This window comes from Vreelandella sp. GE22 (assembly GCF_968212445.1).
In genome coordinates, this window is sequence record NZ_OZ309110.1 from 2,528,165 (window position 1) to 2,541,427 (window position 13,263).

The window sequence follows — 13,263 nt, forward strand, 5'->3', positions numbered from 1 at the left end:
GCATTCTTTCGGGCCATTAGTTCGATAAAAGCGATTTATCGGCATAAAAAACCCCGCCTTGCTCAGGCGAGGTTTTGCATTGCGCTCTGGTATTCGCGCGCCAGTACCTCCGGGTACTTTACGCGTTAGTCGCGATCGGGCCAGGCATTGGGGTCGACCTTGTTGGCAAGCCTGGGAAACTGCCGGGGCCGGAAAACCGGCTCGTGGCCTGCCTTGAGCTGTGCTTCGTAGTCGCGAAACAGCGCAAAGGCGACGGGCGACAGCATCAGGATCGCGATCAGGTTGATCACCGCCATCATCCCCATGGAGAGATCGGCGAAGTTCCAGATAGCCCCCAGACTCGCCACCGAGCCCACCATGATCATGCCGAGCACCGCCAGGCGGTAGATCAATATGGCCACCGGCGCGCGCCGCCCGGCCAGGTACTCGATATTGGACTCGCCGTAGGAGTAGTTGGCGATCAACGAGGTGAACGCAAACAGCAAAATGCCCACGGCAATGAACGCGCTGCCCCACTCGCCCACGTGGGTTGAAAGCGCCATCTGGGTCAGTTGAATACCGTTGGTCTCACTGCCCGCTAGGACCTCTGGACCGGACATGATGATGATCGCCGCGGTTGCGGTACAGATCACCAACGTATCCAGAAACACCCCGAGCATTTGAATAAACCCTTGGGCGGCCGGGTGGTCGGGGCGGGTGCTGGCCGTGGCAGCGGCGTTCGGCGCCGAGCCCATACCTGCCTCGTTGGAGAACAACCCGCGCTGAATGCCGTTCATGATCGCCTGGGAGATCGCATAGCCGGCCACGCCCCCCGCCGCCTGCTCAAGGCCAAACGCGCCGCGAATGATCGTCATGAAGGCTGCAGGCAGATCCGCCGCGTTCAACGCGACCACTACCAGCGCCAGAATCAGGTAAAGAAGCGCCATGAGCGGCACGATTAGCTCGGCCACTTTGGCAATGGACTTGAGCCCACCGAAGATGATCGGCGTGACGATGACGATCAACACCAGGCCCATGACCCAGGTAGGAATCTCGAACGCCTGCTCCATGGCCTGGGCAATGGAGTTGGCCTGAACGCTGTTGAACGCCAGTCCAAACGCGATGATCAGGCACACCGAGAAAAGCACCGCCATCCAGCGTAGGCCCAGCCCGCGCTCGATATAGCGCGCCGGTCCGCCGCGGAACGTATTGTCGCCGTGGTCGACCTTATAAGCCTGGGCCAGGGTGGACTCGATAAAGCTGGTGGACATCCCCACCACCGCGGTCATCCACATCCAGAAAATTGCCCCGGGGCCGCCGTAGTAAATGGCCACGGCCACGCCGGCCAAATTGCCCGTACCCACCCGCGCGGCAAGGCTTGTAGAGAGCGCCTGAAACGAGGAAATACCACCGTTGGCTTGGCGCGAGCTGCGCAACAGCTTGAACATGTGCCCAAAGTAGCGCACCTGAATGCCGCCGGTGCGCACCGTGAAGTAGAGCCCGGCACCAATCAGCAGGTAGACCAGCACGCTACCCCAAAGCAGGCCGTTGCCGCGGTCGACCAGTGCGGTCAGCAGCGGCGGAAGAGAAAAATCCATAAAGGCACACCTTAATTTATAACCTGTAAGCCGGGCCATTCTTCACGCCTGCACCAAAATGGCAAGCGATTTGATTAATTTCACCCACCCAGGTGGCCTGGCAGAGTTCGACCTTTATGGCGCCAGTGACTATCTTGTTTAGCGTCTTTCATGAAGCGCTGCGCAATGGACGCGTCCCATGAAAAGCACAGACGAAGGCGACAAACAACGACAGGAGACAGTATGAAAGTGCATCCCTTGGCCGCCCGGGTGGCCGTTTCCGCTCTGGCGCTTGGCGCCGCGTTCGGCGCAGCCCCCGCCGCACTGGCCGACAACGACACCCTCGATTTCGGCGTTCCCGCCTGGCCTGGCATCACGGTTAAGACCGAAATCGCCGAGCAGCTTTTAAACGCGCTGGGCTACGATACCCGCGCCCAGCAAATCGGCCTTCAGGTCATTTATCAGGGGATCGAAAGCGGCGACATCGACGCGTTTTTGGGTGTATGGCTACCCGCCCAGCGGGAGATGTTCGAGCCGCGCAAGGCGTCCGGCGTGCTGGTGGATGTCGCCAACAACGTGGACGGCGCGCAGATGACGCTGGCGGTGCCCGAGTACACCTATGAAAACGGCATTCAGAGCTTTTCTGACCTGACCGCCAACCGCGACATGTTCAACGGGCAAATTCTGGGGTTCGGCGCGGGCTCGGCGGCCAGCGAAATTCTCCAGGAGGCGATCGACAGCGACGCAAACGGCTTTGGCGACTGGCGCCTTCAGGATACCAGCGAAGTGGGAATGCTTAGCGCCGCGCAAGACGCGATCAACCGCGAAGAGCCGGTGGTCTGGGTCGGCTGGACGCCGCACTGGATGAACCTTGAGCTCCCCATGCGCTATCTGGACGACCCCAACGACCTGTTCGGTGAAAACAACGGCGAAAGCGAAGTGCTCACGGTGCTGCGCAGCGAATACGCCGACGCCCATCCGAACGTGGTGACCTTTTTCGAGCAGTTCACCTTTAGCGCCGACGAGCAGAGCTGGATGATTCAGGCCTTCGGGCAAGAGGAGGGAGACTTATCCGAGGTCGCCAGACAGTGGATGAGTGACCACCCCGAGCGCCTCGAGAGCATGCTTGCCGGGGTGACCACCGCCGACGGCGAACCCGCCTGGCCGGTCGTCGAAGCAACACTCGATTAACGACATCTTCAACCCACCGGCCGGCTAGCGTATGCTGGCGCTCTTTAGAACGGCCGGTGGTGAATGGGATGTCACGCACGCTTTGGAAAGGCCTTGGCCTGATGGCCATACTCATTGCCGTAGTATTTGCCTGGTGGTGGCTCGATCGCGCCGGCTTCATGACGGCGGAAGGCCTCGACTCGAGCATCGCCTACGTCAGCCAGTGGCGGCGCGCGCCGTGGATGTTCGCGGCGGTCATTTTGACGTATAACGTGCTGTTGCTGGTGATGTTTCCTCTCACCTTGCTGGTCGTGGCCACCGGCTTGCTGTTTGGCCCGGCCTGGGGGCTTTTCTACGCCATTCTGGGAACGCTCAGCTTTTCGATTCTCTCCTACTGGCTCGGCCACTGGCTGGGGCGCGACGCGCTGATGGATTACGGCGGCCGCCACCTGCGCGGGCTATCAGGCTATCTTTCCAAGCGCGGTATCCGCACCATGATTTTGATCAACGTGATACCGCTGGCGCCGTTTACGTTGACCAACATGCTGGCCGGCGCCTTTCATCTGCGCTTTCGCGACTACATGATCGGCTCCACCTTGGGGCTGGTACCCAGCCTTGCGATCATCATTTTACTGGGCAGCCAGCTGGGCGCACTGCTGACCGCAGCCAGCCGTGAAGAGGTGCTGTTCGCACTGGCCGGCCTGGTACTGGGGGGAGCGCTACTGTTCGGTTTAAAGCGCTACGCCGATGCACGCAGCGCCCGGCGCGAGGCACTACGTGGCAACAAGGTACTACGTGGCAACAAAGTACCAGGCAGCGAAAAGTCACTACGCGACAAACAGTGACCACGTTCACCGGGGCGCCTCACTCGCCTTGCAGCGTGATCACCAGTTGGCGGCTGCCACCGTGGTTGCGATGCTCGCAAAGATAAATCCCCTGCCAGGTGCCCACGTTCAGCCGGCCCCGGGTGACGGGGATTTGTACGCTGGCGCCCAAAAGGCTGCCTTTCAGGTGCGCGGGCATATCATCGCTGCCTTCGAATACGTGCTGATAAAAAGGCGCGTTTTCCGGCACCGCCTTATTGAAGTAGCTCTCGAAGTCGGCTCTTACCGTAGGGTCGGCGTTTTCGTTGATCGTCAGCGACGCCGACGTATGCTTGATGAAAACGTGCAAAAGGCCGACCTCGACCCGCGCCATGGCGCTGAGGGCTTTCGAGACCTCGTCCGTAATCAAATGAAAACCCCGGGCGCGCGGCTCCAGACTGATTTCCTTTTGTGACCACATGGGCATTCCTCGCGTTGTGATAATGCGTTGTAAGATGGGCCTTGCCCGCACGCCTCCACCGCACTGGAGAAACGTGGCGAAGCCAATAACGATACGCAGCTTTACGATAGAGGTTAAAAAACGTGATGCTCAACCGGTGGTTTAAACGCTCGACGCCCGTGCCTTTCGCCGAGACCTGGCAAAAAGCGCAGGAGCACACGCCGCTACTCGCCGCGCTCTCCGAGTTCGAGGGCGCCCGGCTTGGCGAGCGCGCCAGGCACTTTCTAAGCACCAAGCGCCTGACCCTGCACAAGGCGCTAGAAGGCGTGCCCTTCGACGATGCGGACCGGCTGGCGCTGGCGGCTCAGGCGTGCCTGCTCACGCTTGGCTGGAACCAAGCCGAGCACCGCGAAGCGTTTGGCAACGTACACGAGATCGTCATTTTGCCCGATAGCTTCACCCGCGAGGTCGAGGAGATGGATGAATTCGGCGTGGTGCACCACCTCACTGACGAACGCGCCGGCGAAACCTCCTACCAGGGCCCGGTCGTCGTCTCCTATACCGACCTTCAAGATAGCGGCGGCTTTACCGGTTTCAACGTATTGATCCATGAGCTTGCCCACAAGCTCGATATGGGCAACTCGATGGATATCGACGGTTTTCCGCCGCTTCCCCGCTCGCTGACCGCCACTCGGTGGCACGCAGTGTTCACCGAGGTGTGGGACGACCTGGCCCGCTGTATCGCGGCAGGAATCGAGCCGCCCATCGACGACTACGCCGCCAGCCACCCGGGCGAGTGCTTCGCGGTTTGCTGCGAATACTTCTTCACCGCCCCGCGGCATCTGGAAAGCGCCTATCCGGCGCTCTTTGCGCTGCTTTGCGACTACTTCAACCAGTCGCCCCTGGCACGTCTCGACACTCTTGCTTGATCGTGCCCTCCTCTCGATCCGACATCGAACGCGCTCACGCCTCATCCATTTTTGGAGAACAATTGCTTTGGGCAACAATCATTTGCAGTGTAGCCTGACCAGCCAAGGCGCTAAAGTCGCTACACTACTCGATGAAGACAGCGCGTTTTCGAAGGAGCTTATTGATGGCCCACACCATTGCAGTGATCGCCGGCGACGGTATCGGCACCGAAGTCATGCCAGAAGGCGTGCGCGCGCTACAAGCCGCGGCCAAACGATTTGACATCGACCTGGCATTCACCCACTTCGAGTTCGGTAGCTGCGACTACTACCTGGAACACGGCCAGATGCTGCCCGACGACTGGTTCGAGCAGCTCAAGGGCTTCGATGCGCTGTTCTACGGCGCGGTGGGCTGGCCGGAGAAAGTGCCGGATCATATCTCGCTGTGGGGCTCGCTTTTGCAGTTTCGCCGCCGGTTCGATCAGTACGTCAACCTTCGCCCCTGCAAGCTGATGCCGGGCATCAAGAGCCCGCTGGCCGGCCGTGAACCCGGCGATATCGACTTCTACGTGGTGCGGGAAAACACCGAGGGCGAGTACTCGAGCATTGGCGGCAAGATGTTCGAAGGCACCGATCGAGAAGTCGTCATTCAGGAAACCGTGATGAGCCGTACAGGCGTCGACCGCGTCCTCAAGTACGCCTTTGACTTGGCAAAGACGCGGCCGCGCAAGAAGCTCACCTCGGCGACCAAATCCAACGGTATCTCCATCACCATGCCCTACTGGGACGAACGCGTGCTGGAAATGGCCAAACAGTACCCGGAGATCGAAGTGGATAAATTCCACATCGATATCCTGACCGCGAACTTCGTGCTGCACCCGGACTGGTTCGACGTGGTGGTGGGCAGCAACCTGTTCGGCGACATTCTGTCGGACCTGGGTCCGGCGTGTACCGGCACCATCGGCATTGCGCCCTCGGCCAACATCAACCCGGAAGGTAACTTCCCGAGTCTCTTCGAGCCGGTGCACGGCAGCGCGCCGGATATCGCCGGCCAGGGCATCGCCAACCCCATCGGCCAGATCTGGTCCGGCGCGATGATGCTCGAACACCTGGGCCATGGGGAAGCCGCTAAAGCGATGGTCGATGCCATCGAGGCGGTACTCGCCGAAGGCGACCCCCAGGTACTCACCGCAGACGCCGGCGGGCAAGGTACGACCGAAACGTTGGGCGAGGCCATTGCGAAGAGAATTGCGGGTTAGGCCAGGCTTGGCCGTCGCTCGATCAGGTGTTCGCGGCTTAGGCAAGCAATGTCGGTTACGCCCAGCAGCGCCATGTCGCGCACTATTTCCTCGCGAAGAAGTGTCAGCGCGTGGCGCACGCCGGCCTCGCCAGCGTAGGCGGCGGCGTAGTTCATGGGCCGGCCGATGAACACGAACGACGCCCCGAGCGCCAACGCCTTGATCACGTCGGTACCCCGGCGAAAGCCGCTATCCACCATCACCGGAATCGACACGGCACTCACCACCGCCGGCAGCGCCTCGAGCGCGGCCGGGCTGTAGTCCAATTGGCGCCCGCCGTGGTTGGAAACGATCACCGCATCGCCCCCCAGCGCCTCCACTTTCCGGGCATCCGCCGGGTTCAAAATCCCCTTGACGATCAGCTTGCCCGGCCAAAGCGCGCGCACCCGCTCGAGATACTCCCACTGCAGGTGACTGCGCCCGGAGAAGTCGCGGTTGACGTTTTTGGAGAGCACCGCGATGCCGCGATGCGCGTAGTTGTTCTCGAAGTGCGGCATGCCGTGGTGGTAAAGCGTGCGCAGGAAGGTACCGAACAGCCAGCGCGGGCGAACCAGCCCGTCCCAGGCCAAGCGCAGGCTGGGTCGAAGCGGCGACGAAAAGCCGCTTTTGCGATTGTTGTCGCTATTGGGTGGCACCGGGTAGTCCACGGTGATCACCAGGTTTTTAAACCCCGCCCGGGCCACGCGCGCCAGCAGCGCCTCAACGTCTTCCAGCGTGCCCGGCAGGTAAGCCTGAAACCAATCGGTTTCGCCCTCGCGCAGAACCTCCTCCAGCGCAATCAAGGAGCTTCCACTCAGAATCATCGGCAACTGCTCTTTGGCCGCCGCCCGGGCCTGCACGAGATCGCCCCGGTAGGCGGTCAGCGCGCTGATGCCCATCGGCGCGATGCCGAACGGCGCGCTGTAGGGCTTGCCTAACAACGTGGTCTCGGTCGAGATGCGCGATACATCGACCAGCGCCCTGGGCATCAGGCCGTAATCATCGAACGCACGCCGATTCTCGGCGAAGGTTTTGCCCTCCTCGGCGCTATTGGCGACATAGCCGAATAAGGGCCTTGGCAAGTGGCGTCGGGCCAGCGCTTCGAAGTCGTGCAGATTACGGGCTTTATCGAGTCGGCTCACGCGGCACCTCTTGGGCCATTGGCGGCGTTGAACGAGCGAACCCCACGAGAGTGGGGTTCGCAGGAACACTATAGTAGTGCGCTAACGCCTCGCGGCAATTAGCCCATGGTCTCAGCGGGCGAGCTTTGCCGTCGTCTCTGCCACGAGCTTACCTTGAAAACGCGCAAGCTTGAGCTCGCGCTCGCTTGGCTGGCGAGAGCCGTCGCCGCCAGCCAGGGTCGCCGCCCCATAAGGGTTGCCGCCGCTGACTTCGGAAATATCGAACTGCTCCTCGATACCGTAGCCGATCGGCACGATGATCATGCCGTGGTGGGCCAGGGTCGACCAGGTCGAGGTGACGGTCATTTCTTCACCGCCGCCGGTACCGGTAGAGGTAAACACACTGGCGACCTTGCCGCGCAGCGAACCGTTGGCCCAGAGACCACCGGTCTGGTCAAAGAAGGTACGCATCTGCCCCGCCATGTTGCCGAAACGCGTTGGTGTGCCGACGATGATGCCATCATAGTCGGCCAGCTCACTCGGCGTGGCCTCGGGGGTATCGAAGTCCTGCTTGCCGCCGGCATTTTTGTAGGCGTCTTCGGGCATGGTTTCGGGTACACGCTTGACCGTGACCTCGACACCGTCGACTTCTTTCGCGCCTTCGGCGACCGCCGCCGCGAGCGTATCCACGTGGCCATACATGGAATAGTAAAGTACCAGCACCTTGGTCATTGCTTTCTCCATTCGAGATTTCAGGGTCGACTATCAACTCCTCCTCTAGCCTAGCGGAAAATTAAGCTAAATGAAGGGGGTTGACGCTCGACTGACCGTGATGGCCGAAGCGCCTTGCGCTTTTGCAAAACTAACACTAGTTTTCAAGGCGATTATCGTACTTGCATCCAAGGAGCCGGGAATGACGATTTTTGAAGCACTGCGCAAAGACCACGATCTTCAGCGCGATCTTTTGGCCCGTCTGGTCGAGACCCACGGCGACAGCAGCGAGCGCGACGCGCTTTACAAGCAGGTACGTGCCGAGCTTAAGTTTCACGCCAATGCCGAAGAGCGCTCGCTCTATATTCCGATGATGGATATCGACCTCACCCAGGAAAAAGCGCGCCACAGCGTCGCCGAACACCACGAGATCGACGAACTGATAGAGCTTTTGGACGACACCGACTACAGCGCCACGAACTGGCTGACCCACGCCAAGCAGCTTCAGCACCTGGTGACCCACCACCTGGACGAAGAAGAGCAGGAAGTCTTTCAGCTCGCCGGTCGCGGCCTAGCGGACAACCAGAAAACCTCGCTTGCCGGCGAATACCAGCAAGAGATGGAGCGCCAGCGCGCCGAATAAAGGTGCCGCTTTTTGGTAAGCGTCGATAAAGCGCTTGGCCCGCTAACGGGTCAGGCGCTTTTTTATGGGCGTTTATACGGGCGCCCTGGTGCTTTATAGCCAAGCGACGCCGCCTTTGTCGCAAGCATCGAGACGTGCTACATATAAAAGCCCAAGCGCATTGATAACAATGGAGAGTCATTCATGCTGAGCCAATGGCTGGACTGGACGCTGGAGGGTAAAGCGCCCGCCAAAAGCGGTGGCACGCTCCCAGGTGGGCACTACCAATTGCGCGCGCCGGGGATTTTAGAGCTAAGCCCCAAAACGATTGAAGCGCACGCCCACGCCTGTATTTTCTCCGCCGCCATTCATGGTAACGAAACCGCCCCGGTCGAGCTTTTGGGCCAGTGGCTTGCCGCGCTCGAGGTGGGTAGCGCGCGCCTTAAAGCCCCGGTGCTGGTAATTTTGGGCAATATCCCGGCGCTCAAGGCCCAAACTCGGTTTATCAGCACCAACCTGAACCGGCTATTCGACCGCGAGCTGACCGCCATGGGCGAAGAGCCCGATCGCGCCCGCGTGCTGATGAACGAGGTGGACGACTTTTTCGCCCGCCGTGAAGGTCTGCCCCGCCTTCACTACGACCTTCACACCGCGATTCGCCAAAGCCTTTACCCGCGCTTTGTCGTGGAGCCCTTCGCCGACACCGCCACCGAGGACCGGCAGTGGGCGTGGCTGGCCGCTGCCGGCATGCAGGCGGTGCTTCACCAGCACCAGCCAAGCTTTACGTTCTCTCACTACAGCAAACATTACCACCAGGCCCAGGCGTTCACCTTCGAGCTAGGGCAGGTGGCGGCGTTTGGTCATAACGACCTGGCGCCGCTTGCGCCCATGGCCAACCTGATCAGCGCACTGGGGGCCGGCGAAGAACCGGAAAGCGCAGCCTCCCCGCCGCGCTTTTTCAAGGTGGCGCACGAACTGATACGCCACTGTGAGGACTTCACGCTCTGTTTCGAGGAGAGTGTGGCGAACTTTACCCGCTTCGAACCGGGCGCTTGTCTGGCCAAAGACGGCCAGGGCGGTGATTTCCAGGTGGGCGAAACCCCGCTTCACGTCGTGTTCCCCAACGCCCGGGTGGAAATTGGCGCCCGCGCCGCCCTTCTGGCCGTGCCGGTATGAGCGCGAGCACTTGGGCGTTAAACACCGTACACTAAGATTCGATACCAAGACCCGATACCAAGACCCGATACCAAGACCCGATACCAAGACTCAACAGCAAGACCTGGCGATAGATAACAATAATGTAAGGGGCACGCTCGAATAGGTGGCCAACGCCCGGCGTTGATCACTTATTCTCATAAGAGCGAGCACTTCGGGCATAAGGCCTGATAGAATCGCCCCTTTTTCGCGTCAGCCACGCCCCAAACACGTGTTTTACACCTGTGACAGAGTGGCAAACTTGTACTGGAGCCTATGTTATGGCCGCGGCGCCTATCCCCCTGGAAGTTCGCAACATTAAAAAACGCTTCGGCGATACCGAAGTGCTCAAGGGCCTTTCTCTTCAAGCCCATAAAGGCGATGTCATCACCCTGATCGGGGCCTCCGGTTCAGGCAAGAGCACCTTTCTGCGCTGCATGAACCTGCTCGAACAGCCGGATGAAGGCGAGCTGTTCGTTCACGGCGAGCCCATCCGTTTCAAGACCACCAAACACGGGCGCGAGCCGGCGGACCAAAAACAGGTCGTGAAGATGCGCGCCAAGCTCTCGATGGTGTTCCAAAGCTTCAACCTGTGGGCCCACATGACGCTTTTGGACAACATCATCGAAGCGCCGGTGCACGTGCTGGGCCAATCGAAAAAAGAGGCCACCGAGCACGCCTATGCGCTGCTCGAGCGCGTGGGGCTGACCGCCCGGGCCAAGGCCTACCCGGCGCAGATGTCCGGCGGCCAGCAGCAGCGCGGCGCCATTGCCCGGGCCCTGGCCATGGACCCGGAAGTGATGCTGTTCGACGAGCCGACCTCGGCGCTGGACCCGGAACTGGTCGGCGACGTATTGAAGGTCATGCGCGATTTGGCGAAAGAAGGCCGCACTATGGTCGTCGTCACCCACGAGATGGGCTTTGCCCGCGAGGTATCGAGCCAAGTGATCTACCTGCACCAGGGCGTGGTCGAGGAGTCCGGCAAGCCAGAGGCAGTGCTGGATAACCCGCGCTCGCCACGCCTTAAGCAGTTTCTGACCCCCAACTACTGATGCCGGATGTGACCATGCTCGATTTGCAAGGCTACGGCCCGCGGCTTCTGGAAGGCGCCGGGGTCACCGTTCAGCTCGCGGTACTCTCGCTACTGCTAGCCATTGGGCTGGGGCTTTTGACGGCGACAGCCAAGATGTCGCGCCACGGCGTGCTTCGCTGGGTGGCCAGTATCTATACCACCCTGATTCGCGGCGTGCCGGATCTGGTGCTGATGATGCTTTTATTCTACGGCGGCCAGATCGGCGTCAACGCGATTAGCGACGTGCTTTACTATAACTACGATATCGATATCTACTTAAGCTTCAACGCCTTCGCCGCCGGCGTGCTGACCATTGGCTTCATTTTCGGCGCCTACATGGGCGAGACCTTTCGCGGGGCGTTCATGGCGGTGGATAACGGCCAGATCGAAGCGGGCAAGGCCTACGGCATGGGAAGCGCGCTGGTGTTTCGCCGTATTCGCTTTCCGCAGATGATGCGCCACGCCCTGCCCGGGCTCTCCAACAACTGGATGGTGTTACTCAAGACCACTGCGCTGGTCTCGGTGATCGGCTTGACCGACATGGTGCGCGTCGCCGCCGAAGCCTCGCGGGCAACCCACGAGCCCTTCGTGTTCCTGATCCCCGTCGCGGTGGCGTACTTATTGATCGCAAGCGTTACCGAGTGGATCTTCGCCCGGCTGCAAAAGCGCTACAACGTCGGTTTTGGGGAGCACTGAGATGTTTGATATTTCCACCTGGTTCAACGACCTTCTCGCCGATAACACCATTTTCACGCCCTCGACCATGGGTCACTACTGGGAAGGACTGGTGACGACCACGCAGTTGGTGTTTTTGTCGCTGGTGATTGGCCTGGTACTGGCCGTGCCGCTGGCCATTCTGAGGAGTTCTCGCCGCAAATGGATCAGCCTGCCGGTATACGTGTATACCTACGTGTTTCGCGGCACGCCGCTTCTGATCCAGCTCTACATCATCTACTACGGCGTGGTTTTTTTCGAAGGCATCCAGGAGAGCTTTCTGTGGCCGATTTTTCGTGAGGCGTTCTATCCGGCGCTCATCGCCTTTACGCTCAATACGGCGGCCTACACCACCGAGATTTTCCGCGGTGCCATCAAGGCGACCAGCAAGGGGGAAATCGAGGCGGCCAAAGCCTACGGCATGTCGCCAGGTTTGCTGATGCGCCGCATCGTCATTCCCAGCGCTTTTCGCCGCGCCCTGCCCGCCTACGGTAACGAAGTGATTTTCATGCTCCACGCCAGCGCCATCGCCAGCGTCGTGACGCTCATGGACCTCACCGGGGCGGCGCGCTATGTGTATTCGCGCTTTTATACGCCCTTCGAACCGTTTCTGTTCGTCGCGCTGATTTATCTGTGCCTGACGTTCGCGATTCTGTTCTTCTTCCGTTTTCTGGAGAAACGGTTACTGGCGCATTTGACCCCCCAAAGCCTGTAGTCAGGCGCCGCCATCGTCAAACAAACGTTGGTTCACGAAGCACTTGGGTCTTTGCGCCATCGCTAACCTGAGTTACGTTAAAAGAGATCTATTGAAACGAACCCTTTTGCAACGGAGCGCCATGATGAAAAAGCTACTCTCGGTTTCCCTGATCGGCCTGGCCGTGGCCGCCGCCTCGAATGCCCAGGCGCGCGACTACGACAACGTGCGTATCGGCGTGGACGTCCCCTACGTGCCCATGGAGTACCGCACCCCGGAAGGCGACCTGACCGGTTTCGACATCGACCTGGGCAACGCGCTCTGCGAAGAGATCGGCGTGACCTGCGAGTGGGTCGAGCAGGAGTGGGACGGCATCATCCCGGGGCTATTGGCGCGTAACTACGATGCGGTCATGTCATCGATGACCATCAACGACGAGCGCCGCCAGCAGGTGCTCTTCTCCGAGCCCTACATCACCATGCCCTCGGCCTGGTTCGCGGCAAGCGATCTGGACATCGACGAAGCCAATGAGCAGACGCTCGAAGGCATGACCATCGGCGTTCAGCGCGGCACGCTTCAAGACAACTACGTGACCGACAACTACGACAGCATAGCCGATATCAGCCGCTACTCCACCGCCGATGACATGGTGCTGGACATGGACGCCGAGCGTCTGGATATCGTCTTCCTCGACTTCCCGATCGGCCAGTCCACGCTGGTAGAAAGCGACGAAGGTGACTACACCATCGTGGGCGAGCAGATCACCGAGCCCAAGGAGTACTTTGGCGACGGCTTCGGCATCGCCTTCCGCCAGCGCGACGAAGCCCTGGCCGAGCGGTTCAACGAAGCACTTGCCACTCTCGAAGAAAACGGCACCTACGACGAGATCTACGCGCGCTACTTCGGCGAAGAATAACGCCCAAGCGTTTGAAGATAAAAACCCCGGCGCTCGCCGGGGTTT

At 60.4% G+C, this 13,263-nt stretch carries 14 protein-coding genes; 10 read left to right on the forward strand and 4 right to left on the reverse strand.

The genetic code is table 11. The features are described from left to right. Positions 1–125 precede the first annotated feature (125 nt). A complete protein-coding gene (locus ACWHRL_RS11890; protein ID WP_447893812.1) occupies positions 126–1,577 on the reverse strand; it encodes an alanine/glycine:cation symporter family protein in 1,452 nt (483 codons plus the stop codon). Between the two features lie 222 nt (positions 1,578–1,799). Between ACWHRL_RS11890 and ACWHRL_RS11895 the strand changes: the two genes are divergently transcribed. Continuing rightward, positions 1,800–2,747: an ABC transporter substrate-binding protein gene (locus ACWHRL_RS11895; protein WP_447893813.1), complete on the forward strand. Its 948-nt coding sequence runs from the start codon at positions 1,800–1,802 to the stop codon at positions 2,745–2,747. Between the two features lie 68 nt (positions 2,748–2,815). Then, positions 2,816–3,571, forward strand: coding sequence for a TVP38/TMEM64 family protein (locus ACWHRL_RS11900; protein ID WP_447893814.1), 756 nt, complete (start codon positions 2,816–2,818; stop codon positions 3,569–3,571). A 19-nt stretch (positions 3,572–3,590) separates the two neighbouring features. Here the strand turns inward: ACWHRL_RS11900 and ACWHRL_RS11905 are convergent, their stop codons facing one another. Further along, positions 3,591–4,010 carry a secondary thiamine-phosphate synthase enzyme YjbQ gene (locus ACWHRL_RS11905; RefSeq protein WP_447529336.1) on the reverse strand — a complete coding sequence of 140 codons (420 nt, stop codon included), beginning with the start codon at positions 4,008–4,010 and terminating at the stop codon, positions 3,591–3,593. A gap of 125 nt (positions 4,011–4,135) precedes the next feature. On the opposite strand from ACWHRL_RS11905, the gene ACWHRL_RS11910 reads away from it, so the two are divergent. Together ACWHRL_RS11910 and ACWHRL_RS11915 are read left to right on the forward strand one after the other, a co-directional pair. Beyond that, positions 4,136–4,918 (forward strand): M90 family metallopeptidase, encoded by a 783-nt coding sequence (locus ACWHRL_RS11910; protein ID WP_447896171.1) that lies wholly within the window; start codon positions 4,136–4,138, stop codon positions 4,916–4,918. A gap of 164 nt (positions 4,919–5,082) precedes the next feature. Then, positions 5,083–6,156: a tartrate dehydrogenase gene (locus ACWHRL_RS11915; RefSeq protein ID WP_447529337.1), complete on the forward strand. Its 1,074-nt coding sequence runs from the start codon at positions 5,083–5,085 to the stop codon at positions 6,154–6,156. On the opposite strand, the gene ACWHRL_RS11920 is transcribed toward ACWHRL_RS11915, so the two are convergent. Together ACWHRL_RS11920 and wrbA are read right to left on the reverse strand one after the other, a co-directional pair. Next, positions 6,153–7,316 (reverse strand): alpha-hydroxy acid oxidase, encoded by a 1,164-nt coding sequence (locus ACWHRL_RS11920; protein WP_447893815.1) that lies wholly within the window; start codon positions 7,314–7,316, stop codon positions 6,153–6,155. The two genes, ACWHRL_RS11915 and ACWHRL_RS11920, sit on opposite strands and share 4 nt — an antisense overlap. Positions 7,317–7,427: 111 nt before the next feature. Then, complete coding sequence (gene wrbA / locus ACWHRL_RS11925) at positions 7,428–8,027, reverse strand: NAD(P)H:quinone oxidoreductase (RefSeq protein ID WP_447893816.1); 600 nt, start codon at positions 8,025–8,027, stop codon at positions 7,428–7,430. 181 nt (positions 8,028–8,208) lie between these two features. Here wrbA and ACWHRL_RS11930 point away from each other — a divergent pair, with 181 nt between their 5' ends. The 6 genes from ACWHRL_RS11930 (at position 8,209) to ACWHRL_RS11955 (ending at position 13,218) form a co-directional block, all read left to right on the forward strand. Next, positions 8,209–8,649: a hemerythrin domain-containing protein gene (locus ACWHRL_RS11930; protein WP_447529348.1), complete on the forward strand. Its 441-nt coding sequence runs from the start codon at positions 8,209–8,211 to the stop codon at positions 8,647–8,649. Between the two features lie 183 nt (positions 8,650–8,832). Continuing rightward, a complete protein-coding gene (locus ACWHRL_RS11935) occupies positions 8,833–9,804 on the forward strand; it encodes a succinylglutamate desuccinylase (protein WP_447893817.1) in 972 nt (323 codons plus the stop codon). A 299-nt stretch (positions 9,805–10,103) separates the two neighbouring features. Beyond that, positions 10,104–10,874 (forward strand): ABC transporter ATP-binding protein, encoded by a 771-nt coding sequence (locus tag ACWHRL_RS11940; RefSeq protein WP_447893818.1) that lies wholly within the window; start codon positions 10,104–10,106, stop codon positions 10,872–10,874. 14 nt (positions 10,875–10,888) lie between these two features. Next, positions 10,889–11,590, forward strand: coding sequence for an ABC transporter permease (locus ACWHRL_RS11945; RefSeq protein WP_447893819.1), 702 nt, complete (start codon positions 10,889–10,891; stop codon positions 11,588–11,590). 1 nt (position 11,591) lies between these two features. Beyond that, positions 11,592–12,323, forward strand: coding sequence for an ABC transporter permease (locus ACWHRL_RS11950; RefSeq protein ID WP_447893820.1), 732 nt, complete (start codon positions 11,592–11,594; stop codon positions 12,321–12,323). A 124-nt stretch (positions 12,324–12,447) separates the two neighbouring features. Then, positions 12,448–13,218 (forward strand): transporter substrate-binding domain-containing protein, encoded by a 771-nt coding sequence (locus tag ACWHRL_RS11955; protein WP_447893821.1) that lies wholly within the window; start codon positions 12,448–12,450, stop codon positions 13,216–13,218. Positions 13,219–13,263: the final 45 nt, after the last annotated feature.